Here is a 24,122-nt window from a genome sequence, read left to right on the forward strand (position 1 = left end):
GTATGTTTATAGCGTTGGTGGTACTCCTGGAGGTGTTGGTGGGGTAGGAGGTACGGCCGATGTTGGTGGAGGTGGTGTTTGGGGAGCATTCAAGATGGATGCTACCTCTGGAACTTGAATTGCAGGTGTCCAGTTGATACCTTCCTTCCACACCAAAGTCTGTGCGGTAAGTCCTCCTGTTCTCACCATTTCTTTCAGCATATTGTAGTCGAATGGTCCTTGTGTCTGACCACCGATGGCTACATAGATGCTCACCTGTGGTATCTGTGGTGGGACTTGTGGGGCAGGTGAAGGAGTAGGGGTGCCTGAGTTGATGCCACCACCCATGTTGATGCCAGAAGGTTGACCGATTTGTGTGGCAGGTTTAGGTCCGCCAATGCCATTGATTCCCGAAGGATTAAAGCCTCCTACAGGTTGTCCCATGTTAGGCATGCCACCCATTGCCATTCTGCCGCTTTTCTGCATCTCATCGATTTGAGCATTGTAAGCCTTTTCGCCTAGATCGCGCTGGATGCGCATCTTCTCACCTCGGTCTTTGATGTCCTGGGCACGCATCTGTCTATCCATGTCGAGGTTTGCACCACGGTTGTACAAGTCTTGCTTTTGGGTTTCTCGCATGGCGTCGATGTTGAGTTGTGACTGAGCTTTCATCTGGTCCATGTTAATCTTATGCTGGGTCTGAGACATTTCTGCAGCTTGTCCTTGTGTTAATGCTCGGAGTTGCTTGTAGCTTTCGTCATCTGCATCATACTCGATGGCATTGAGGTCTACAGCACGCACGTTGATAGCGAAATCTATAGCCAGTCTCTGTTTGAGATACTGATTCAGAATCTCTCCTATCTCCAGTATCTTCTTTTCCATCTGTACGACAGGGATGCTGTGGTCTGTTGGAATGTTGCTTACCACAGACTTTACATATTTTATTACAGCATCCTTTATCTTCTTCTGAAATGCTTCCATGTCAAAGCCTACAAGTCGATGCATCCGAATGAATCCTTTGTAGTCTTCTATATTGAAATTGATAGAACCACGTACAGCCACAGGTACATTGAGATCTGGATAACGTGGGTCGTTAACGCCAAAGTATGGAACGGCAAAGCGTACTACGTTACTGCCAGCAAGGTTGATGAAAAACACCTCGCTGAGGTCTTCGCTGGCTGTCGTGTTAGCCGGTCCTTCTATCGTAGTTTGGGTGGAACCGATAAGGGCGGCCACCTCGCCATCTTTTACGATGATGGAAGTGCCGCTCTTTACGGCACCTCCTTGATATTTCCAGATGAGGAACTTCGCCTCATCGCAGCGGACAATAGTCTGACTATCGTTACTGCCTAGTATTTTACTAAAGAATCCCATTGTTTACCACAGATTATACCATTTATTTTTATATTGTTGTAAGTCTGACCATTTAAACTTGATAGGTGCAGTTTTTCCTTGTGTGACTGTGTTCATTTTGGAATAGACACTTTTTGATAAGCTCACAAAATCAGCAGAGGTAAGGATGTAACACTCAATGTTGTCATCATCTAGCAAATGAACAAAGACATAAGGTTGAGTAATACTACCGATTAATTTGTTGAAATTGTCGGAGTTTAACCCTGTTAAGACAGTATACTTGTTTTGACCTGTTTTAACTTGTATCTCAGTTCTTTTATTATCTGTCGGATTATATCCCAGGATGTCTATGCCAGGATAATTCTTCAAGGTCATACTTGCCGTCCAACCTTTCAAGTGCATTTGTGCGCAAACATAATATTCGCCACACAAACCTATATCAATATTTGCTAATTTCCTCATTGTTTAACAAATTTATCATTACTCAGGCATATCGCCATCCTCAGAACTCACGTCACCCTCGGAACTTGCATCACCGTCGGTGACGTCGAGCGGTACATCATATTTCTCAGCATTAATAGCATCACCTTGGTTAAGGTAATAATCATACAGAGGTTTAGTGATATACGTATTCGGTGCTGCTAGTTTTACAGCATCGCCAAGTTCTTTAGCCTCTTTTATTTTGCCTTCATTAATAAGACGCTGCATATATATTTGTATTTCACCTTTATGTTCGATAACTGTTTTCTCAAATTTTTGTCCAATAAGGTTGATTACTTTGGGCGTATTTTGTTCTTTTATTGCGTCAGAAACATCGCCCCAATTTAGAGGGGCATCATGGTTATTAATAAATGTAATAAAACCTTGCAATAATGCTAAAACAATGACAATAATAAAGATTGTTTTTTTATGTTGAATAACAAAAGCCTTAATATTATATGCATAGTAACCTTTTTCTGTTTGGGCAAGCAAAGATGTAAAATCAGTATCCCCAGCGAACAAGGTCTTTGCTTTTGTAACACATTCTTGATATTTTGCATTGTATGCTTCTTGATAGTTAGACTTACTGCGGCGTCTAGCATCAAGACTTGCAATGAACTCTAACATATCTTCCTTTCCAGTTGGCAGAGGAAAATTCTTGATGAATTCATTGACTTTGTTGATGTTTGTCTTATCGCCATCATAACTAACTTTTTGAATTCTCTGTTCCAACATGATGGCAAACTCTTTGGCGGTGTTATTAGCCTTTACATTGGTAAAGACATAGCCACACTCCTTGCACTTTATTGCACCAGCCTCAATCGGAGCTCCGCAATTAGGGCATTTCACGATGTTCCCACGTTTTTCGGTAGCTGGAATTGCAGGACTAGCCCCCTTCTGCATTTTAGCAAGGCGTCCATCTACCACAATCATGACCTCATCTGGATCCTCTCCACAAGCGAGTGCTCGCTTGCGAAGCACGGCACGTTCTTGGTCAGTAATAACACCATCAGCAAGTACGCTGTCAATAAGTTCTTCTAATTCTTTTGAATACATAGCTGCAACAATATGTCCTATGGCTCCAATTCAGACGGTTATAATTAGGTTATGTGCCAATATGCACGAAAAAGCGTGAAGCCTACTGTTGCTCGCTCCACCTTTGAGGCCTTAGGACTTGCCCTTCACGTCAGAACAAGCAACGAGACCCCACGCCGATATGTGTAGGTACACTCCCATATAGACAGCTCTTTGGGAGCTGTCTAATGGAAGGTACATATATACATACCCATAGGCATCATCGTTGCATGGCTCTTTGACGTGAGATTTGGAGTGTCCTAAGTTCCAAAGGTCAAAAACCAAGCGCAATAACGCTTTTCTTATGTTTGCCCCCAACAAAGTGTCTCTCTTTTAAGCGACTTCTGTATAGGGCTGTTTGCTGTCATATCATACCGTAAGTACGAAACGGTACTGCAAAAATAATAAAAGTTACCGAAATAACCAAAAAAAAACGGAGAAATTTTGAAAATGAAGGTAAAATACAAACTTCTATGCATGTAGATGTACTTTTTATCTCGCATGCATTATTATATAAGGTGAATTTGTTTTATAATTTGTGTTTGGGCTAAATGTGAGTCACTCGAAAACCGGTTCCAACTCAATGAAACCGGCTTTCGAGTTCTCGTTTTTATAGTGCCTTCAGCGAGAAGGCATAGTCGTAGTCTATTCGTCCATGACTGCCTATGTTGTCGAGCCATGCTGCTTCTTGATGGCTGATTTCCGATATTGTGCTTGGCGTTTCATTCTTGAATGTTTCATAGACCTTAGCGAGACAACTTAGTTCTTCTTCACTGAGACTTGCTTCGTCAAATTCCAATGCTGACACAAGTTTTGTTCCACTGTTTCCATTCTTGCTTTCAATAGGCATTTGCTCTATATCATCCACGAGACTATACACCCGGTCCCATCGCTCTGGGACTGGTCCGTAAGGTACTGCCTTAAATACTAAGCCTGTCAATCCTAATCCTCTGCTCCTGTAGGCAAGAAAGTCGGCATAGAAGAGAAGTTTGTTCATTTGTGTAACGAAGACTCCGTTAAATTTCTCTATGAAGTACAGCATCGTGTTTTTTAATTTGCTTATTGAAGGCAGGGCATAGCCATTCCATTGATTTCTCCCATCGGTAGTAAAAATCAATTGTTTGATAAGTTTCGAGGTGTTTGATTCATTTTCTAATTCCTCGATACACAACATAATCTTGTCGTATTCCTCTGTATTCAGTAAGTTTTTGGCAGCTTCAACAAATGTGGCAAACACTGCAGGTACTTGTATGGTCTTCAGTATCCTTCCGTTTGTAAGACTTGGCATATCACCATTCTCGTACAGTCGATATTGGTTCTCACCGAATCCCAATATCACTGACATCTTGGTGGCCGACAGACCATATTTTCTGCGTATACTGCGTATCTCGTCAGGGAATGGAATTCCATACTTAGTACGATATTGATTATATATCTGCATTGTATTGGCGGTATCCAATTCTGTTGTTGTAAACAGTTCGCGTGTATCTACGCACTGATAGCTAAGAAAAGTGTATTCGAACTTTTCTTTTCTGAAAACTGCTGTTCGTTTCTCCGAATGCAGTACTACATTTCCTCCTGTAAATGGACTTTTCATCATTTCTTCTTTTATTTGAATTGATAAACCAGTTTATACTCTGCGACATGGAAAGAGATGCACACGGCGCTATTGTTAGCGATGCCCATCGAAATTTTGATATAGACATCCTGCGATTTTACTTTCTTTCCAAACACCCATAAATCTGCCACTTTGTTAAGCGTGTCTTCTAAGGGACCTTCTACGAAATCATCAACTTCTAGGTTCTTGATGATTTCGAGACGTTTGAGGGCTGTAATTTCCATGTCCAATAGGGCTTGAGTATTTTTTCCTCTATCGTCACGGAAGACTATGCCAAATATTTTAGCTTTGTCCTTGAAACGCTTTAGAAATAGCGAGACTTCATCTTCTTTATTCATTGTTTGATATTTATTTCGTGCCGCAAAGATACATTAATTAGTTGAAAAATACAAATTATTTTAGCTATTTTCAACTTTTTAGTTGAAATTGTTTGTTTTGGGATTTTTAAAAGTAAAAAGGTAAAAGGGTAAAAAGGTAAAAAGAAAGCAGGCAGATGATATCCCGCCAGGCTCTTTTTACCTTTAAATTTATACGTATGTCTCCAGGAACTTCAAGGTTCCTTCTACCTTCAATGTCTGGGTAGAGGCAGGAACTACGATGCTCTCGCCGCCTTGGAACGTAATCTCGTTACCCTCGTTGTCGGTAATCTTAGCCTCACCCTTCAAGCCAATCAGAATCACGAAGCTGTCCAACTCTGAATAATCCAGCGTTATTGGTTCATCGAGATCATAAACGGCTGTGGTGAAGTAAGGGCACTGCACCATGCTTACACCCTGGTTCTTGGCAGGAGTGTAGTGCTGGCGATAGTCTGGCAATACGGTGTAGTCGATGCACTCAGCAGCTTCCTTGGTGTGGAGCTGGCGATAGTTGCCATCCTTGTCCTTGCGCTTGAAGTCGTAGATGCGATAGGTAACATCGCTGGTCTGCTGAATCTCGACAACGAAACAGCCTGTTCCGATGGTGTGGATTCTGCCGGCTGGGATAAAGAAACAGTCACCTTCCTTCACGTTATACTGAGCCAGGGCATCGGTGATGGTATCGTTCTCTACCATCTCCTTGTACTGCTCAGGAGTAATCTGCATCTTCAAGCCGTTGTAGAGCTTGGCATCCGGCTCGCATGGCAGCGCATACCACATCTCGGTCTTGCCGCGTTCCTTACCTTGCTTCTTGGCAATTTCATCATTAGGATGCACCTGGATAGAGAGGTCGCGGTTGGCATCGATAAACTTGATGAGCAGTGGAAACTCATTGCCGAAACGCTTGTAGTTCTCTTCTCCGAGGAAGCTTCCCTTCCGTTCTGCAACAACCTCGTTGAGGCTCTTGCCCTGCATCTCGCCATCGGCTACGATGCTTTCATTTCCTGGTACTCCAGAGATTTCCCAGCTTTCTCCCACATTCTCTTGCTTTACGTCGAGATGCTTGAAAGTGATAATCTTACTGCCACCCCAGATGGTGGATTTTAATAGCGGTTGAAATTTTAATGGTTTCATTTTTACCTATATTTAGTTTATAAATGTACTCTTCAGTACGGTTTCTTACTCTCCGGTAAGGCACTTGCTGAACCTATACCTTATTATATATAACGCTTTTTGTGCGAAATATACTTAGTCTAGTAAGCGTATTTCTTACTTCAAATATCAACTTCTCTTTTATTTTCTAACTCCCCCTCTGGGTATGTTAGTTCTCTCTCCAGAATGCTGGCGTTAAGATAACCAGCACACTGAATATTTCCAGACGACCGATGAGCATCATCAGCGAGCAGAACCATTTTGCCACATCCGGCAGTTCGCTCCACGACATGGTTGGTCCGATTTCCGTACCCAGCGTAGGTCCCACATTACCCACACAACTCAGGGTGATAGTGATGGCATTGGTATTGTCGATGCCCATGGCTATCATCGTGAACGATATCACCAGACAGATGATGAGATAAGTGGTGAGGAAGGCAAGCAGCGTAACACGCTTCTGCATCGGTACGTTCACACCATCAATCTTCAATGGCAGCACGGCGTTAGGATGCAGAATCTGGCGGAATTCATTCTTCACCATTCTTACCAGCATCACGCCACGGATACATTTCAAACCTCCACTCGTACTGCCCGAGCAGGCTCCGAAGAACATGCAGGCTGCCAATACCACCCAGGTAACGTGAGGCCAGAGGGCTGCATCGTCGTTAAACAGACCGGTGGTAGTGATGAAAGAAACCACCTGGAAGATAGCACTTCTGAAGGCATGTTCCACATCGTAGTTGCGCATCGCTATCAGCTCTACCATGATGAAAGCCGTGAAGGCTGTAACGAGGAGCATATAGAACTTAAACTCTGAATTCTTGAACAGATCCTTGATCTTGAACTTGATGACGGCTGCATAGAGCAGGGTGAAGTTAACACCCGACAGGAAGCAGAAGAAGGCACAGATGTATTCCAGCGCCGGCGAATGGAAAAACGAGGTACTGCTGTTATGAGTAGAGAAACCTCCTGTAGCCGTAGTGGTCATCGCATAGTTGAAACTGTCGAAGAGATTCATTCCTGCCACATAGTAGGATGCGATGCAGGCAATGGTGAGCATCAGATAGATACTCCATATCCATTTAGCCGAAGTGGAAAGCCGGGGATGCAATTTCGTTTTGATAGGTCCTGTTGCCTCGGCAGCAAACACCTTGGTCTGTCCTCCTACAAGCGATGGCAGCAGGGCGATGGTGAAGAACACGATTCCCAGACCGCCTATCCATTGGGTGAGCGAACGCCAGAAGAGTAGTCCGTGGGGGAAACATTCTACATCGTCTAATATCGTGGCTCCCGTTGTCGTAAATCCCGACATGGTTTCAAAGTAGGCATCGGTAAAGTTGTTGATGTATCCACTTATCATGAAGGGGAGGGTTCCGAAGAAACTGAATACAATCCATGAGAGCGTTACCACGAGATAGGCATCACGGCGCGACATTGAGTTATCGGCTCCGTGTCCTCGCCATTTCAGCACCAGCCCGCCTCCGATGGTGGTAAGTGTTGCCACAATGAAGGCAAAGATGTCGTCCTGCTGGTAATAGAAAGCTACCAGCAGACTGACGAAGAGCAGGAATGCTTCTATGAAAAGCAGTTGCCCTAAAATCTTATATATTAATTTGCTGTTTATCATATATGAAGTATTTCTCTATCTCCTTCACGCTTAGATGAAGTATTTCTCAATTTTCTTCATGTTGATGTTGTGGCAGAAAACCATCACCGAGTCGCCCGGTTCTATCTGGGTATTACCCGAAACGAGCATTCCTTCTTCACCGCGAACCAGTCCACCGATGGTTACACCGATAGGCATGCCGAGTTCCTTCACCGGTTTCTTGGTTACCTTCGAACCTTCTTTGGCTATAAACTCAGCCACATCGGCGTTAGCGCTCATCAGGAATCTCACGTTCATCACGTCGGCATCGAGCATCATCTGGTAGATGTAGCTGGCGGCAATCATCTTCTTGTTGATAATGGTACCGATATCCAGACTCTCTGCCATGCTCACGTAGTCTACGTTTTCTACGGCAGCCACCGTCTTGCGCACACCCATTCTCTTGGCGGTAAGACAGGCCAGGATATTGGTTTCGGCGTTACCTGTCAGTGCCACGAAGGCTTGCGTACTGCGGATACCTTCTTCTACGAGTAGCGGAATGTCGCGTCCGTCACCATGAATGATGAGCGTTTTGTTCTCATCGAGAATATCGTTGAGATATTCGCAGCGCTCCTCGCTCATCTCGATAATCTTGCATTCCATATATTCCGGCATCTTCTTTACGGCTCTTACGGCTGTGCGTCCGCCACCCATGATCATCACGTTCTTCACATCCACATAGTGCTCCTTGCCCACAATCTTGCGGATATATGGAATATAGTTGCGGGTGGTCATGAAGTAGGCGAGGTCGTAGAGTTTCAGCTCGTCGTTACCGCCAGGGATGATGGTATCACTGCCTCGCTTGATGGCTACCACGTGGTATGGGTCGTTAGGACCGCTGATGTTCTTGAGCGGTTCGTTCAGTATCTCGCATCCTTCGCGCAGTTTGATGCCGAGCATGACGAGTGCGCCGTTGTGCACATCCCAGCGCTGACGTACCCAACTCATTTTCAGTCCGTTATTGATATCTACGGCTGCGAGCATCTCCGGATAAATCAGTTTGCTGATACCTAATTCTTTGAAGAATTCCTGAGCCTGCTGATCCATATATTCCGGATTATCCACGCGGGCCACCGTTCTTTTGGCACCCAGGTTCTTGGCAAGGATGCTAGCTGTGATGTTGGTACTTTCTACCGGAGTAACGGCGATGAAGAGGTTGGCATCTGCAACCCCCGCATCGCGTAAGATGTGAAGACAGGTAGGCTTGCCCAGCATGGTGAGCAGGTCGCAGTCGGAGCCAATGCTTGCCAGGCGCTCTTCGCTTTCATCGATGAGCGTAATCTCTTCATTGCTGCGTGACAGGAGTCTCGCCAGGTGAGTACCTATGGCATATGCGCCAGCTATGATTATTTTCATTTCTTAATTGCTTCTTTGATTGATTCTTTATCGAGATGCACGATTTCCCTGAGCTGTGTCACAGTTCCGTGCTCCACAAACTCATCTGGCAATCCCATTCGGGTCATCTTTGGCTGATAGTCATGGTCGTTCATCCATTCCAGTACGGCTGAGCCCATACCGCCCATACGAACGCCGTCTTCGATGGTGATGATGCGACTGAACTTTTCGCCCACCTCTTTCAGAATGTTTTCATCGAGTGGCTTGAGGAATCGCATATCGTAGTGGGCGATGCTCATTCCGGTTTCGGCTTCTACCTCAGCGATAGCCTGGGCTGCATCGTTTCCGATAGGACCGATGGTAAGAACGGCCACATCGGTGCCGTCTTTCAGCTTTCTACCGGTACCGGTCTTGATTTCCTCCATCGGGTTGCGCCAGTCTACGAGCACACCCTTGCCTCTCGGATAACGGATAACATAGCTGCCATGACCTGGCAACTGGGCTGAATACATCAGGTTGCGTAACTCATGTTCGTTCATCGGAGATGCGATGGTGAGATGCGGAATCGGACGGAGAGCCGCCATATCGAAGGCACCATGATGGGTTGGTCCGTCTTCACCTACCAGTCCGGCACGGTCAAGACACATGATAACCGGCAAGTTGAGCAGTGCCATGTCGTGGATGATGTTATCGTAGGCACGCTGTGCAAACGAACTGTAGATGTTGCAGAAAGGAATCAGTCCGTCTTTCGCCATACCTCCAGAGAAGGTGACGGCATGTCCCTCGGCAATACCTACATCGAAGGTACGGTTTTGCATCGCCTTCATCATGATGTTCATGGAGCATCCTGTAGGCATGGCTGGCGTCACACCTACAATCTTCGGGTTTTTCTGAGCCAGTTCAAGCAGCGTCTCACCGAAAACATCCTGATATTTAGGAGGCTGGTTGCTGGTATCGGCAATGATTCTCTCACCCGTTTCCGGATCGAATTTGCCTGGTGCGTGCCAGATGGTGGCACTCTTCTCGGCTGGTTCGTAACCCTTTCCCTTGGTGGTATGCAGATGTAGCAGCTTAGGACCCTTCATGTTCTTAAGCTGTTTGAGCACTCTCGCCACTTCCTTCACGTCATGACCGTCGAAAGGTCCGAAGTAGCGGATGTTCATACCCTCGAAGATGTTCTGCTGATGACTCAGTGCCGACTTCAGTGCATTGTTCAGGCGCAGGATGCCCTTCTTGCGTTCTTCGTTGAGATAACCTTTGGAGTGCAGCCACTGCGATGCCTTGAAACGGAGGCGGTTGTAGGTCTCGTTGGTATCGAGATTCAGGAGATATTTCTCCATACCTCCCACAGCCCGGTCGATGCTCATATCGTTGTCGTTCAGGATGATGAGCATGTCGTTAGGTGTACTTGATACGTTGTTCAGTCCCTCGAAAGCCAGTCCGCCGCTCATGGCTCCATCGCCAATGACGGCTACCACATGCCTGTCGGTATCTCCGTTTTCGCGTGCGGCAACGGCCATACCGAGTGCTGCGGAGATGGAATTGCTCGCATGTCCGCAGGCGAAGGTATCATATTCACTTTCTAAAGGTGTAGGGAATGGACGGATGCCGTGCAACTTGCGGTTGGTACAGAAGTTGTCGCGGCGTCCTGTTAATATCTTATGTCCGTAGGCCTGGTGTCCCACATCCCATACAATACGGTCGTATGGGGTGTTGTAGATATAATGTAGGGCTACGGTTATTTCCACCACGCCAAGAGAGGAGGCAAAATGACCGGGGTTGACGGCAACCTCGTCGATAATGTCTTCTCTTAACTCTTTGCAGACTTGTGGCAGCTGGTCAATGCTCAGCCGTCTCAAATCTTCCGGGTATTTTATACTATTTAATAGACTAAACTTGTTCTTGTCCATGTTTTCTTCGTGAAAATCTTGTGCAAAGATAATGCTTTTTTCCTATATAAAGCACTTTTGAGGCAATATTTTCGCTTTTTCCGATTATTCTTTGTATTTTTGCAAAGGAAATTTCTGAAAAAGGAATGAAATCCGGAATTAGTTATATAACAATAAGCAAATAAATACCTTTATCGTGATGAGAAAAAATGTATTACTTTTGGGAGCCATGATGATGGCTTCCATGTCTCTGATGGCGCAGACCAAGGGTGGCGGCATCAGTCAGTCTGCTCTCCAGCAGATGGAGAAAAGCCAGCAGGCAGGTGTAGCCAACAAGGCACTCTTCAATGCGATTGCCAACAACAGCATTGATGACCTTGTGAAGAATCATGCCAACGAGGCCCCGGTTGATACTCATTTCAGCATCGAGACTCCTTCGCAGAGCATTCACAACCAGAAGAGTTCGGGCCGCTGCTGGATGTTCAGCGGTTTTAACGTGCTCCGTTCCAACTTTGCTGTCAACGACAAGCAGGGTAGAGTGGTGGAGTATTCTCAGGATTATCTCTTCTTCTATGATCAGCTGGAGAAGGCTAACCTGATGCTTCAGGGTGTTATCGACCTTGGCAAGAAGAGCATCGAGGATCCTCAGGTGCAGTTCTTCTTCAAGAATCCGCTCAATGATGGTGGTACTTTCTGTGGTGTTGCCGATTTGGCAAGCAAGTATGGTCTCGTACCTATGAGTGCCCAGCCTGAGACTTACTCAAGCAACAATACTTCCAAGATGAGCCGTCTCGTAAGCAGCAAGCTCCGCGAGTATGGTCTGGAACTCCGCAAGATGGTGGCTCAGGGCAAGAAGTCGGCAGCTATCCAGGCTCGCAAGAACGAGATGCTCGGTCAGGTTTATCACATGCTGAGTCTTACTCTCGGCGAACCGGTAAAGGAATTTACCTATGCATTCCGCGACAAGGATGGCAAGCAGGTAGGCGAGGCGAAGAAGTATACTCCTAAGAGTTTCTATGAGGAAACCGTAGGCAAGGACCTGAACGGTACCTTCCTGATGGTGATGAACGATCCACGCCGTCCTTACCACAAGACATACGAGGTAGAGTACGACCGCCACACTTACGATGGTCATAACTGGAAGTATCTGAACTTGCCTATGGAGGAGATAGCCCAGCTCGCCATCGCCTCTCTGAAGGATGGTCATAAGATGTATTCAAGCTATGATGTGGGCAAGCAGCTTGATAGAAAGCGCGGCTATCTGGCACTCGACAACTTCGATTACGCCAGCCTCTTCAATACCTCATTCCCAATGAACAAGGCTGACCGCATCGCTACTTTCGATAGTGGTTCTACTCATGCCATGACGCTGACAGCTGTAGATCTCGATGCCAATGGCAAGCCTGTAAAGTGGAAGGTGGAGAACAGTTGGGGTGCCGACAATGGTTTTTCCGGTTGCTTCATCATGACCAACGATTGGTTCAACGAGTACATGTTCCGCCTGGTAGTAAACAAGAAGTATGCTTCTGAGCAGCTCTTGAAGGAATTCGACCAGAAGCCAACCATGCTGACTCCAGATGATCCTCTGTTCCAGTTGGAAGACTAATTCATCAAGAAATATAGATTTAAACCGTATTTTTCTCGAGAAAAGAGAAGAATACGGTTTATTTTTTGTATTTTTGTACCCGAAATAATGGTAAGAACGTTATTTATATAAAAGCTATATAGATTATGTTAGAGAAAAGTAAGCGTGAGCGCATCATTGCGCTCGTTAATAAAGAGGTGGTTCCAGCCATCGGCTGTACCGAACCGATGGCTGTGGCACTATGTACAGCCAAGGCTGCTACTACATTGGGCAAGCGCCCTGAACGTATTGAAGTTCTTCTGAGTCCTAATATGCTCAAGAATGCGATGGGTGTCGGCATTCCTGGCACGGGTATGATTGGTTTGCCTATCGCCGTATCGCTGGGTGCGCTCATCGGAAAGCCTGAATATCAGCTGGAAGTGTTGAAAGACCTCACTCCCGACACTCTTGAGCAGGGCAAACAATATATCAAGGATGCGGATATCAACATCAAACTGAAGCAGGGTGATGTGGATAAACTCTATATCGAAATCATCTGTCATGCCGGTGAAGACCAGGCTACGGCAATTATCTCCGGTTCTCATACCCATTTTGTGTATGTTGAGCGTAATGGTGAGGTGGTGCTCGATAAGCGTGGCGGTACTGTGGGTGATGAGGCTGATGACGACATCCAGCTCAATTTCCCGATGGTTTACGAGTTTGCAACAACAGCTCCGCTCTATGAGATTTCTTTCATTCTCAAGACCAGAGACTATAATATGAAGGCTGCCGAGTTGAGTATCAAAGGCAACTATGGCCACTGCCTGGGCAAGACGATGGACCGTCCGTTGAGTCATGGTATCTTCGGCGATAATATTTTCTCGCATATCATCTCCCGCACCGCTTCAGCCTGTGATGCCCGTATGGGTGGCGCCATGATTCCGGTGATGAGTAACAGCGGCAGCGGCAACCAGGGCATCTGTGCAACGAATCCTGTGGTGGTTTATGCGCTGGAGAACGAGAATACCGAGGAGGAAATGATCCGTGCCCTGATGCTCAGTCATCTGACTGCCATCTATATCAAGCAGAGTTTAGGCAAGCTTTCAGCTCTTTGCGGTTGTGTGGTAGCCAGTACGGGCAGCAGTTGCGGCATCACCTATCTGATGGGTGGCGATTATACCCGCATCTGCAATTCTGTCAAGAATATGATAGCCAATCTCACCGGTATGATTTGTGACGGAGCGAAACCAAGTTGTGCCCTGAAGATTTCATCAGGTGTCAGCACCGCTCTTCTTTCCGCCCTCCTTTCTATGGAAGGCAAGTGTGTCACCTCTGCCGAGGGTATCGTAGATGATGATGTGGATAAGTGCATCCACAACCTTACGAGCATCGGTGCCGATGCGATGAGAGCTACCGATGATATGGTGCTTGATATTATGACGCATAAATAATTTAGCTTTTGATAAGTTATTTAAATAGTCTTAGAAACCTGTATTATTTACCTTTTAAATATAGTTTCGTATGGTTGCCGGCAGCTGCCGGCAACCTTGCTGGCATATGCCGACAATGCTGCTGCCATATGCCAGCAACCTTGCTGGCGGCTGCCGACTATTAAATAGATCTACTTCTTCATGCCGATAGATACGGCTTCTGTAGCTAATTCACATGCTTGCAATGGATTATAAAACAAAGCATCTATGGACTTAAAGTATGATGTTTATACTATTACCAATATTATGATCTTGCGTATCGTTATCATCTTATTCTTAAAATTAAAAGATATTAAAAAACTGGCTTTTTCTTGGAGATAATCGCGGATATGTGTATAGTTGTACTGTCCGATAATCGCGGATAGGTGTAATTGTGGGGTGTTCGTATAGTTGTATATGTAAACAAAATTCCTTGTAAATCACTGTCTGGTCAACAGACGAGGATGAGTAAACTCGAAAGAAATAAATAGAAAAGGCTCGCAAGAATTCGAAACTTCTTGCGAGCCGTTTTATTATAGTGATGCAAGTGAATTCTTCACTCTTCACTCTTCGTTCTTCACTCCCAATTATACGAGTGTTGCAACGATTTCCTCACGAGTTCCTGGCAACATATCGATAACTGGAATCTCTGGCATGGTGTAGCAACCTGGCTGCAGACGGAATGAAGCACGAGCCACGTTAACCAATACCTGAGCGGTGAGGGCTGGGTTGTTGATGCTCATGTTGAACTCGAAACGCTGGTTCTGGGTCTTGCCTGATACACCCTTGCGAACGAGGTTTACACCATGACCCATATCCTTTACATCATCTACTGATGCTACGGCGAATACGTGGGTCTCATCATGAGCGAAGTATGGATCTGCCTTGATTTCGGCTGTTACATCCTCAAGCTTGGCACCTTCTTCCAACTCTACGTATACCATACGGCGGTGGATACCCTCACCCAATGGGATGGTTACAGAGAGCGCTTCCTTTACGCCCTTCTTGCCACGAACACAAACTGAGTGACCCATACTCATACCAGGACCGAAGTTGGTATATGTCAAACCCTTAGGAGCAAGGCTCTCCATCAGAACACGTACGATAGAATCAGAACCTGGGTCCCAACCAGCAGAGATAACGCTTACCTTGCCAGCTTTCTTGCAGTTTTCCATCTGCTTGGTACGGTAGTCGAGGATACTGGTGTGGATATCGAAGCTGTCTACGGTGTTGATACCGAGGGCAACGATCTTCTCTGCATACTCAGGGCAAGAGCGGGTAGGGGTTGCGAGGATAGCAACATCTACATCCTTCAACTTGGTGATGTCATCTACTACTTCATAGTTTACCAACTCAGCTGGTTTGTCCTTGGTACCCTGGCGACGTACAATACCTGCAATCTCAAAGTCAGGAGCTGCTTCGAGTGCCTCAACAGTAAACTTACCGATGTTGCCGTATCCTACTACGGCTGCTCTAAATTTCTTCATTGTCTTATTTCTTTTATTTTGTTGTTTTAATTTCTTTTATTTGTTGCGGTTTAGTCATCCAACGGATATGTTTTCCGCTCTTCATTCTATTTCCGGTTGCAAAAGTATAGCTTTTTCTTGAAATACGTGACGTTTTAATAGAATTTTAACTCATAAAAGTTGCAAAAAGTAGTAAAATCATATTTTTTAGGTATGAATAAGCGGAGATTTGTAAGGTATCTGTAGCAAGAGCCTTACAGTTTCGTTATTTTGTTGCGAAACATCATACATCCCCTTTCCGATATCTCCCGATGTGCTTTGAATTACGTCCTGACGTAGCTTTTGCTGCGTCCCGACGTCTCTGGCTCTGCGTCGGGACGTATTACATGCTACGTCGGGATGTAATTTTATGGAACTCTATTACAATAATCCCGCCCTTCGCACGTTATTAATATATTAATTTAATTAGGAGAAAAAGAAAATGATAGAATATATTCATGGCGATCTGACAGAGCTGACACCGGCGCTGGCTGTTGTTGAGACAGCGGGGGTGGGCTACGGACTCAATATTTCGCTCAATACATATACTGCCATTCAGGGCAAACAGGAAGTGAAACTCTATGTTCACGAAGTGCTGGTGGCTGGTGGAAGAGATGACTCTTTCACCCTTTTCGGCTTTGCTACCAAACAGGAACGTGAACTCTACCGCCTCCTCATCACCGTTTCAGGAGTAGGCGGAAATACGGCCCGTATGATTCTCTCTTCGCTCTCGCCACGCGAACTCTGCGAAATCATCTCTACTGGTAACGACAAGATGCTGAAAACCGTGAAGGGTATCGGTTTGAAGACAGCACAGCGAATCATCATCGACTTGAAAGATAAAATCGTGAGCCTTGGCATCGCTGACGAACTGCCAGCCAGCGGAGGCAATGTGGTGATGGTAAACAATGACGTAAAGGATGAGGCGGTAAGCGCCCTCACCATGCTCGGCTTCTCGCCGGCACCATCTGCCAAGGTAGTAGTAGATATCCTCAAGGCACAGCCTAATCTCCCCGTAGAACAGGTTGTGAAACTGGCATTGAAGCAAATCAAATAAGTTAGGAGTTTTTTGTCGATGAAACAGAAGCAAAGATTCATATCTTTTCTATTGGCTTGGCTGATGGTGGCAACCTTCGGCTATGCGATAGCTTTGCCTCAACTTCAGGACGATAAAAAGAAAACCCATACCAGCACAGCCCAGCCCGTGCAGCTCGATGAAGATACCATTCCCGATTCGCTGCTGCATACCCGTTGGCAGATTCAGCGCACCCAACCTTACTCCCTGAGCGACCTCTATCAGAGTCCGCTCGACCTGAAACGTCCTGATAATCTGCAATATCAGGTAGTCTACAACGATACCCTCGACCGCTATATCATCGGCAACCGCATGGGCTCAACCTGGCTTTCGGCTCCTATCATGCTCACTCCGAAAGAGTATCTTGCATGGACCGAACAGCAGCAGCGCAACAGCTACTTCCGCAAGCAGAACGATGAAATCTTCCAGGCAAAAGGCAAGGAGAAGTTCGATTTCTCAGATATGCACTTCGACTTGGGACCTGCCGAGAAAATCTTCGGTCCTGGTGGCATCAGAGTGAAGACACAGGGTTCTGCCGAACTCAAGTTCGGTATCAACAAGAAAAACATCGACAATCCTTCGTTGCCTATCCGCAACCGAAAGACGACGATGATGGATTTTGATGAGAAAATCAATCTCAACGTCAACGGAAAGGTGGGCGATAAGGTGAACATGAACCTGAATTACAATACCGATGCCACCTTCGATTTCGATGCACAGAACATGAAACTGAAGTACGACGGCAAGGAAGATGAAATCATCAAACTCGTTGAGGCGGGCAATGTCTCCTTCCCTTCCAACTCTTCGCTCATCAAAGGCGCCAGCAGTCTGTTTGGTGTTAGAACCGATATGCAGTTTGGCAAACTCAAGCTGCAGATGGTAGCTTCGCAGAAGAAGAGTGCATCGAAGAGCGTATCTACCAGGGGCGGTGTGCAGCTCACTCCTTTTGAGTTGAATGTAGCCGATTATGAGGAGAACCGCCACTTCTTCCTCTCCCAGTATTTCAGAAATCATTATGATGCCTGGATGCAGAAACTTCCTAATCTCACCACGGGCATCACCATTAACCGTGTGGAGGTGTGGGTTACCAACAAAACCGGCAATACCACCAATACCCGAAACATCGTAGCCCTGACCGACCTGGGCGAGAACCAGAAACTGAGCAACCCGATGTGGGTGGCGAGCGGACAGGTTCCTTCTAACCAGGCGAATACTGAGTATGCGGCGATGACGGGGCAGTATGCTGCTGCCCGTGACATCGACCAGGCTGCAACCACTCTCGATGGAGGCGGGCTGGTTGGCGGAGCCGATTATGAGAAACTGGAGAGTGCCCGCCTGCTCAATTCTTCTGAGTATACAGTCAATACAGCCTTGGGTTATATCTCATTGAAAACCAGTCTGCAGACCGACCAGGTACTTGCCGTAGCTTATGAGTATACATCGGGAGGCGTTACCTATCAGGTGGGCGAGTTTGCATCCGATCTCAGCGATACCAAGCAGGCACTCTTCGTGAAATCGCTCAAGAATACCAGTAACAATCCGCGACAGGGCAACTGGGGGCTGATGATGAAGAACGTTTATTATCTGGCTTCTACCGTAGAGAAGGAGAAGTTCCGCCTGGATGTGAAATACCAGAGCGATACCACCGGCGTATATCTCAGTTATATCCCTGAGCAGCAGGTGAAGGAGCAGCCTATCATCCGTGTGCTGGGCGCCGACCGTCTGGATAACAACAACAAGGCACACAGCAATGGATATTTCGATTATGTAGAAGGCTATACCATCTCTAACGGACGCGTGTTCATTCCGAAGGTAGAGCCTTTCGGCAGTTATATGCGTGATTATCTGGTCAAGCGGGGCGTGGCTGCCGACAAGGCAGAAAAGTATGCCTTTACCGAACTTTATGACAGTACGAAGACCGTAGCCAAGCAGATAGCCGAAAAGAACAAGTATCAGATTGTGGGACAGTTCAAGGGCTCTGCAGCCAATGTCATCTCGCTCGATGCCTACAATGTGCCACAGGGCTCGGTGGTCGTTACGGCAGGCGGTATCACCCTGAAAGAGGGCACCGACTATTCGGTAGATTACAGTGCCGGTGAGGTGACCATCCTGAACCAGAGCATCATCGATGCCGGTACGGCTGTCAACGTTTCTCTGGAGAGTAATACCGATTTCGGACAAACCCGAAAAACGATGTTCGGACTGAACTGGGAGTATGATTTTACCAAGAACTTCCAGTTGAGCGGTACTATCCAGCACCTCTCCGAACAGGCGCTTACTACCAAGGTATCCATGGGCTCCGAACCGCTGAAGAACACCCTTTGGGGCATCAATCTCAACTGGCGCAAGGAGAGTCAGTGGCTCACCAATGTGCTTGACAAGATACCATTCCTGCACCTCACCCAGCCATCGCAGATATCCTTTACAGGAGAATTTGCCCAGCTTATTGCCGGTGAGGCAGGCGGCACACAGGACAATGCATCTTATATCGATGACTTCGAGGGTACGAAGACTACCATCGATGTAACTACTCCTACCTCCTGGTTTATATCCAGTGTGCCTTCGCTCAATTTCAAGGACAATTACAGCGATAAGACCGGTCTGAGCAGCGGCTTCCACCGTTCGCGTCTAGCCTGGTATACCATCGATCCGCTGTTCACCCGCCGTGGAAGTTCGCTCACTCCGGGACATATCAAGGGCGACCTCAAGCAGTTGAGTAACCATTATGTTCGCGAGGTCTATACCAAGGAACTCTTCCCATTGCGCGACCAGAGCAGTTATCAGGGCGCTACCAATACCCTGAATGTACTCAATCTGGCTTACTATCCAAGTGAGCCGGGACCATACAACTTCAATGTAACAGATTTGCAGGCAGACGGAACCCTGCAGAATCCGCAGCGCAACTGGGGCGGAATGATGCGTAAGCTGGATACCAACGATTTCGAGCAGGCAAACATCGAATACATCGAGTTCTGGATGCTCGATCCGTTCATCTATTCCCGCGAAGAGGCTGATGCTGTCGATTACGGTGGCGATTTCTACATCAACTTGGGCGAGGTGAGCGAGGATATCCTGCGTGATGGCAAGAAATTCTATGAGAGTGGCATGCCGGTAGATGGCAGCAAGAGCTACACCTATACCCAGTGGGGTAAGATTCCTACCCAGAGCACCGTGACCTATGCCTTTGCTACCACCAGTGGCAGCAGAGCCTTGCAGGATGTGGGTTTCAACGGACTGACTGATGCCGAGGAGCAGGAATTCTACAAGAGTGCTTATCTCGACCAGATTCAGGGCAAGGTGAACCAGGCGGTGTTCGACAGTATCTTTGCCGATCCGGCACGTGATGACTACCACTATTTCCGCGGTTCCGACTGGGATGAGATGCGTGCTCCTATCTTGCAGAGATATAAGTATATCAACAATCCTCAGGGCAACTCGCCTGACAGCGACAGCCGTTCTGAGAGCTATGATACTTCTTATAAGTCAACGCCGGATGTCGAGGATATCAACCAGGATTATACGCTCAACGAATATGAGAAATACTTCCAGTATCGTGTCAGCATCCGTCCGGAAGATCTCGTGGTGGGTAACAATCATATTGTAGATAAGCGTGAATACAGCCAGACCTGGCGTGATAATACCAAGTCTACCGTTACCTGGTATCAGTTCCGCATACCTATCGATGAGTTTGAGAGCCGTCAGGGCAACATCAACGATTTCTCCAGCATCCGCTTCATGCGTATGTTCCTCACCGGTTTCAAGAAACCTATCGTGCTGCGTTTCGGTACCTTCGACCTCGTGATGGGCAAGTGGCGTACCTATGATCAGCCGCTCGGCGCAGCCAGTGGCGGAACCCTCGACGCAAGCAGCGTGAGTCTGGAAGAGAACGGCGAGAAGACACCGGTCAACTATGTCTTGCCTCCGGGTATCAGGCGCGAACAGGATCCTAGTCAGCCTCAGTTGGTTGAGGCGAACGAGCAGGCGTTGAGTCTGGTGGTCAAGAATATGAGCACAGGCGAGGCGAAGGCGGTTTATAAGAATTCTACCCTTGATCTGCGCCAGTACAAGCGCATCCAGATGTTTGCCCATGCCAATGCATTTGAGCAGAATACCACCCGTCTGCAGGATGGTGATCTCTCAGTCTTCATCCGTCTGGGTAGCGATTACAAGAATAATTACTACGAGTATGAAATCCCGCTGAAACTCACCGAGCCACGCTCCAACTACAACCGCTATGTGCTTGCCGACTGTAAGGCGGTATGGCCTGAGGAGAATATGCTCGATGTGCCGCTGAGCGTCTTTACGGCATTGAAGAAAAACCGTAACAAGGCGAAGGCACAGGGTGTGGCTTCTTATCTCGCTCCTTATTCTATGATGGACGCAGAACATCCGCAGAATAAGATTACCATCGTGGGTAATCCGAGTCTCGGCGAGGTGAAGACCATGATGCTGGGTGTGAGAAACAATTCTGCCGACATCAAGAGTGGTGAGGTATGGATAAACGAACTCCGACTCAAGGAACATAATAATTCGGGTGGTTGGGCTGCCAATGCCAACCTCAACGTACAACTCTCCGATCTGGGTAGCGTGAATGCCACCGGCAGATACATCAGCGAGGGATTCGGCGGCCTGGAAGATGGCGTGGCAAGTCGCACTACCGATAATTACGGTACCTACAGTGTGACCACATCGCTCGAAATGGGTAAGTTCTTCCCTGACAAGGCGAAGGTGAGCATACCTTTATATTATAGTATTACCAAGGAGAAGACCACTCCTAAGTATAATCCGCTGGATACCGATATGGAGTTGAAGGATGCCCTCGATGCCGCCGGCTCCAAGCACGAGCGCGATTCTATCGAGAATATCGCTGCCACCAAGATTACGCAGACCAACTTCTCCATCTCGAATGCCCGGGTGGGTATAGCTACCAAGCGACATCCGATGCCATACGATCCAGCTAACTTCTCATTCACCTACAGTCATCAGCATCAGTATACTACGGGTGAAACGACGATGTATGAGCGCAAGGACAACTGGCGCGGAGCCCTGGATTATTCGTGGAGCCCGGTTTATAAGGCATGGGAACCATTCAAGGGACTGAAGAACAAGAGCAAGTGGCTCGACATACTGAAACGTTTCGGACTGAACTGGCTGCCGCAGAACATAGCCTTCAATACCGAGATGACGCGCGACTACTATGAGTTGCAGGAGCGCGATATGGAAACCCTGATGAGTGGAGCTGCCGGAGTAGACTCCAAGTTGCCGCTCACCTTCAGTGAACAGTTCCTCTGGAACCGTGAGTTCTCCATCAACTGGGATCTGACCAAGAACCTGCATATGAACTTCCAGAGTGCTACCCATGCACAGATAGAGGAACCATATACACCGGTCAACAAGGATCTTTATGCCGACCAGTATCATGCCTGGAAGGACTCCGTATGGACCAGCATCCGCCACTGGGGTGCACCGCTCGACTACAGTCAGAATTTCCAGGCATCCTACAAGGTGCCTCTCAATCTGCTGCCTGTCTTCGACTGGGTGAACAGCGATGCCTCTTACAATGCCAACTATTCTTGGGAGCGCGGTACAGAGGATGAGGAGGACAACTCGTATGGAAACACCATCAATACCCAGCGCGAACTGACATTGAACGGAAACTTCAACCTGGTGAAACTCTACAACCATGTGCCTTTCCTGAAGAAGGTAAACGATAAGTTTGACCGTACCCAGAGTAGGGCACAGATGCAGCGCAAGAAGCAGGAAAAAAAGAAAAAGAAGCAGGAAGCAAAGGAACAGGCGGCTGATCCGAAGAAGGCGCTGCCTAAGAACAAGCGTGCCTTCGAACGGGAAATCACCCTCCTGCCTGATACTACATTCAAGATACGCCACGGCAAGAATACCAAGCGACTGATTGTGAATGCCAAGACGGAAGACGGCAAAGTGTTCCCGCTTAAATATAAAAAGGTGGATAATAACCAGATCAGAATTATCTCAAAGGTAGATACTGCCATGAAGGTGAAACTCTCCGTACTGGCTAAGGAACCGCTTGATGATAAGAAATGGTATAAGGGATTGCAGTTGGCTAGTCGTCTGGCAATGATGGTGCGCAACGTAAGCATCAACTATCGCAGCAGCTATCAGCTCACCCTGCCGGGCTTCTTGCCTAGTGTGGGTGATGCCTTCGGACAGAAGAAGGTGGGACAGATGGCACCGGGTCTTGACTTCGCCTTCGGTATGGTTGGCGACGATTATATCGAGAAGGCTAGAAACAACGACTGGCTGCTCTGCAACGACAGTATCGCAACACCTGCTACTACCAGCAGAACGGATAATCTTACGTTGCGTGCCACCCTGGAGCCTGTCAAGGATTTCAAGATAGATCTCTCTGCCACACGCACAAAGACCACGCAGAAGAGCATACAGTATATGTATGAAGGAACGCCAACCACCCAGAGTGGAGCCTTCCAGATGACTACCATCTCGCTGGGTTCGGCTTTCGAGGGAATGGGCAATGCCAATTCGGGGTATCGCAGCAAGACCTTCGAGAAGTTTGTCAACTCGCTAGCTGGTTTCAGAGATAGGGTAGAGGCGCAGTATGCCGGAACTGTTTATCCGGCTGGTTCGGCTCTGGCTGGCGGCAAGTTTGATGCTTCCCGCACGCCGGTTAACCAGTATAGCAGCGATGTCATGATTCCTGCCTTCCTCAAGGCTTATACCTCGATGGGCGGCAATTCGCTCTCGGTATTCCCGGCATTGAGCCGGATGTTGCCAAACTGGACCATCCGTTATAGTGGACTGGGACGTCTGCCTTGGTTCAACGAGCACTTCAAGAGTATCAACATCAACCACTCTTACAAAAGCGTCTTTGCGGTTGGCAGCTATAACAGTTACAGCACCTTCCAGGAGTATATGAACGGTCTCGGATTCGTGAGTGATGCCACTACGGGTAATCCGTCGCCAAGCAGCATGTTCAACATCTCGCAGGTAAGTATCAACGAGTCGTTCTCGCCATTATTGGGTATGGATGTCACATTCAACAATAATATGACGGTGAAGGCTGAATATCGCCAGACCCGTGTATTGAACCTCAGTATGACGAGTGTGCAGCTGAACGAGGCATTGAGTAAGGACTGGGTAATCGGTATGGGTTACCGCATCAACAACTTCGATGTTTTCGGCTGGGGCGCCAAAGCCTCCCGTTCCAAGTCGAAGGGCGGCAACAAGAATGCAGCCAATAAGAATGCGCCGACCACCAAGACGGTTCAGAATGGTACCAACCATGATCTGAATCTACGTCTTGACTTCAGTTTCCGCAAGCAGGCAGCCATCGTTCGTGATATTGCCTCAATGGTAAGCAGTGCCAGCAGCGGCAACAATGCTCTGAAACTGAGTTTCTCTGCCGATTATACCTTCAGCAAACTCCTTACCATGAGTTTCTATTATGACCGTCAGACTAACACACCGCTCCTGTCGAGCAGCAGTTATCCTACCACAACGCAGGATTTCGGTCTGAGCATCAAGTTCTCGCTGACGAGATAAAAAGAAAATTCACCAGAACCAATAGGTAGAAAGAAAAATTCTCTAATTCTCAAATTCTTGAAAATAAAAAAAGCTCGGATGCTTGTGAT

14 protein-coding genes are annotated in these 24,122 nt (G+C 47.2%); 4 read left to right on the plus strand and 10 right to left on the minus strand.

Annotated elements, in window-relative coordinates; translation table 11 throughout:
- Positions 1-6: 6 nt before the first annotated feature.
- From ONT08_RS12755 to dxs, 9 genes are all read right to left on the minus strand, one after another.
- Entirely contained in the window at positions 7-1,353 is a 1,347-nt protein-coding gene (locus ONT08_RS12755; protein WP_264960115.1) for an SPFH domain-containing protein, read from the minus strand.
- Positions 1,354-1,356: 3 nt separating this feature from the next.
- A complete protein-coding gene (locus ONT08_RS12760; protein WP_264960116.1) occupies positions 1,357-1,794 on the minus strand; it encodes a hypothetical protein in 438 nt (145 codons plus the stop codon).
- A gap of 18 nt (positions 1,795-1,812) precedes the next feature.
- On the minus strand, positions 1,813-2,868 hold the full coding sequence (locus ONT08_RS12765) for a zinc ribbon domain-containing protein (protein WP_264960117.1): 1,056 nt from the start codon (positions 2,866-2,868) through the stop codon (positions 1,813-1,815).
- A gap of 628 nt (positions 2,869-3,496) precedes the next feature.
- Positions 3,497-4,486: a type II toxin-antitoxin system antitoxin SocA domain-containing protein gene (locus ONT08_RS12770; RefSeq protein ID WP_264960118.1), complete on the minus strand. Its 990-nt coding sequence runs from the start codon at positions 4,484-4,486 to the stop codon at positions 3,497-3,499.
- Positions 4,487-4,494: 8 nt separating this feature from the next.
- On the minus strand, positions 4,495-4,842 hold the full coding sequence (locus ONT08_RS12775; RefSeq protein ID WP_264960119.1) for a toxin: 348 nt from the start codon (positions 4,840-4,842) through the stop codon (positions 4,495-4,497).
- Between the two features lie 189 nt (positions 4,843-5,031).
- Positions 5,032-5,994, minus strand: a complete 963-nt coding sequence (locus tag ONT08_RS12780; RefSeq protein ID WP_264960120.1) for a type I phosphomannose isomerase catalytic subunit — start codon at positions 5,992-5,994, stop codon at positions 5,032-5,034.
- 187 nt (positions 5,995-6,181) lie between these two features.
- The gene (locus ONT08_RS12785) at positions 6,182-7,639 is read right to left on the minus strand and encodes a TrkH family potassium uptake protein (protein ID WP_117586600.1); all 1,458 of its coding nucleotides are present in this window, start codon (positions 7,637-7,639) and stop codon (positions 6,182-6,184) included.
- 30 nt (positions 7,640-7,669) lie between these two features.
- Positions 7,670-9,013 carry a Trk system potassium transporter TrkA gene (gene trkA, locus ONT08_RS12790; RefSeq protein ID WP_264960121.1) on the minus strand — a complete coding sequence of 448 codons (1,344 nt, stop codon included), beginning with the start codon at positions 9,011-9,013 and terminating at the stop codon, positions 7,670-7,672.
- On the minus strand, positions 9,010-10,902 hold the full coding sequence (gene dxs, locus ONT08_RS12795) for a 1-deoxy-D-xylulose-5-phosphate synthase (RefSeq protein WP_264960122.1): 1,893 nt from the start codon (positions 10,900-10,902) through the stop codon (positions 9,010-9,012). Before dxs ends, trkA begins: the two co-directional genes overlap by 4 nt.
- A 178-nt stretch (positions 10,903-11,080) precedes the next feature.
- Between dxs and ONT08_RS12800 the strand changes: the two genes are divergently transcribed.
- A complete protein-coding gene (locus ONT08_RS12800) occupies positions 11,081-12,487 on the plus strand; it encodes an aminopeptidase C (protein ID WP_264960123.1) in 1,407 nt (468 codons plus the stop codon).
- A gap of 125 nt (positions 12,488-12,612) precedes the next feature.
- Positions 12,613-13,896 (plus strand): L-cysteine desulfidase family protein, encoded by a 1,284-nt coding sequence (locus ONT08_RS12805; protein WP_264960124.1) that lies wholly within the window; start codon positions 12,613-12,615, stop codon positions 13,894-13,896.
- A gap of 605 nt (positions 13,897-14,501) precedes the next feature.
- On the opposite strand, the gene ONT08_RS12810 is transcribed toward ONT08_RS12805, so the two are convergent.
- Complete coding sequence (locus tag ONT08_RS12810; protein WP_264960125.1) at positions 14,502-15,401, minus strand: diaminopimelate dehydrogenase; 900 nt, start codon at positions 15,399-15,401, stop codon at positions 14,502-14,504.
- Between the two features lie 460 nt (positions 15,402-15,861).
- On the opposite strand from ONT08_RS12810, the gene ruvA reads away from it, so the two are divergent.
- Positions 15,862-16,476, plus strand: coding sequence for a Holliday junction branch migration protein RuvA (gene ruvA / locus ONT08_RS12815; protein ID WP_117587104.1), 615 nt, complete (start codon positions 15,862-15,864; stop codon positions 16,474-16,476).
- A gap of 18 nt (positions 16,477-16,494) precedes the next feature.
- Positions 16,495-24,033 (plus strand): cell surface protein SprA, encoded by a 7,539-nt coding sequence (gene sprA / locus ONT08_RS12820; RefSeq protein WP_264960126.1) that lies wholly within the window; start codon positions 16,495-16,497, stop codon positions 24,031-24,033.
- Positions 24,034-24,122: the final 89 nt, after the last annotated feature.

Source organism: Segatella copri, assembly GCF_026015465.1.
Classification (GTDB): domain Bacteria; phylum Bacteroidota; class Bacteroidia; order Bacteroidales; family Bacteroidaceae; genus Prevotella; species Prevotella copri_E.

Bases quoted from the DNA above. Each gene is read 5' to 3' on its own strand.
- ONT08_RS12755 (WP_264960115.1), bottom strand. From the start codon at position 1,353: ATGGGATTCTTTAGTAAAATACTAGGCAGTAACGATAGTCAGACTATT.
- ONT08_RS12760 (WP_264960116.1), bottom strand. From the start codon at position 1,794: ATGAGGAAATTAGCAAATATTGATATAGGTTTGTGTGGCGAATATTAT.
- ONT08_RS12765 (WP_264960117.1), bottom strand. From the start codon at position 2,868: ATGTATTCAAAAGAATTAGAAGAACTTATTGACAGCGTACTTGCTGAT.
- ONT08_RS12770 (WP_264960118.1), bottom strand. From the start codon at position 4,486: ATGATGAAAAGTCCATTTACAGGAGGAAATGTAGTACTGCATTCGGAG.
- ONT08_RS12775 (WP_264960119.1), bottom strand. From the start codon at position 4,842: ATGAATAAAGAAGATGAAGTCTCGCTATTTCTAAAGCGTTTCAAGGAC.
- ONT08_RS12780 (WP_264960120.1), bottom strand. From the start codon at position 5,994: ATGAAACCATTAAAATTTCAACCGCTATTAAAATCCACCATCTGGGGT.
- ONT08_RS12785 (WP_117586600.1), bottom strand. From the start codon at position 7,639: ATGATAAACAGCAAATTAATATATAAGATTTTAGGGCAACTGCTTTTC.
- trkA (WP_264960121.1), bottom strand. From the start codon at position 9,013: ATGAAAATAATCATAGCTGGCGCATATGCCATAGGTACTCACCTGGCG.
- dxs (WP_264960122.1), bottom strand. From the start codon at position 10,902: ATGGACAAGAACAAGTTTAGTCTATTAAATAGTATAAAATACCCGGAA.
- ONT08_RS12800 (WP_264960123.1), top strand. From the start codon at position 11,081: ATGAGAAAAAATGTATTACTTTTGGGAGCCATGATGATGGCTTCCATG.
- ONT08_RS12805 (WP_264960124.1), top strand. From the start codon at position 12,613: ATGTTAGAGAAAAGTAAGCGTGAGCGCATCATTGCGCTCGTTAATAAA.
- ONT08_RS12810 (WP_264960125.1), bottom strand. From the start codon at position 15,401: ATGAAGAAATTTAGAGCAGCCGTAGTAGGATACGGCAACATCGGTAAG.
- ruvA (WP_117587104.1), top strand. From the start codon at position 15,862: ATGATAGAATATATTCATGGCGATCTGACAGAGCTGACACCGGCGCTG.
- sprA (WP_264960126.1), top strand. From the start codon at position 16,495: ATGAAACAGAAGCAAAGATTCATATCTTTTCTATTGGCTTGGCTGATG.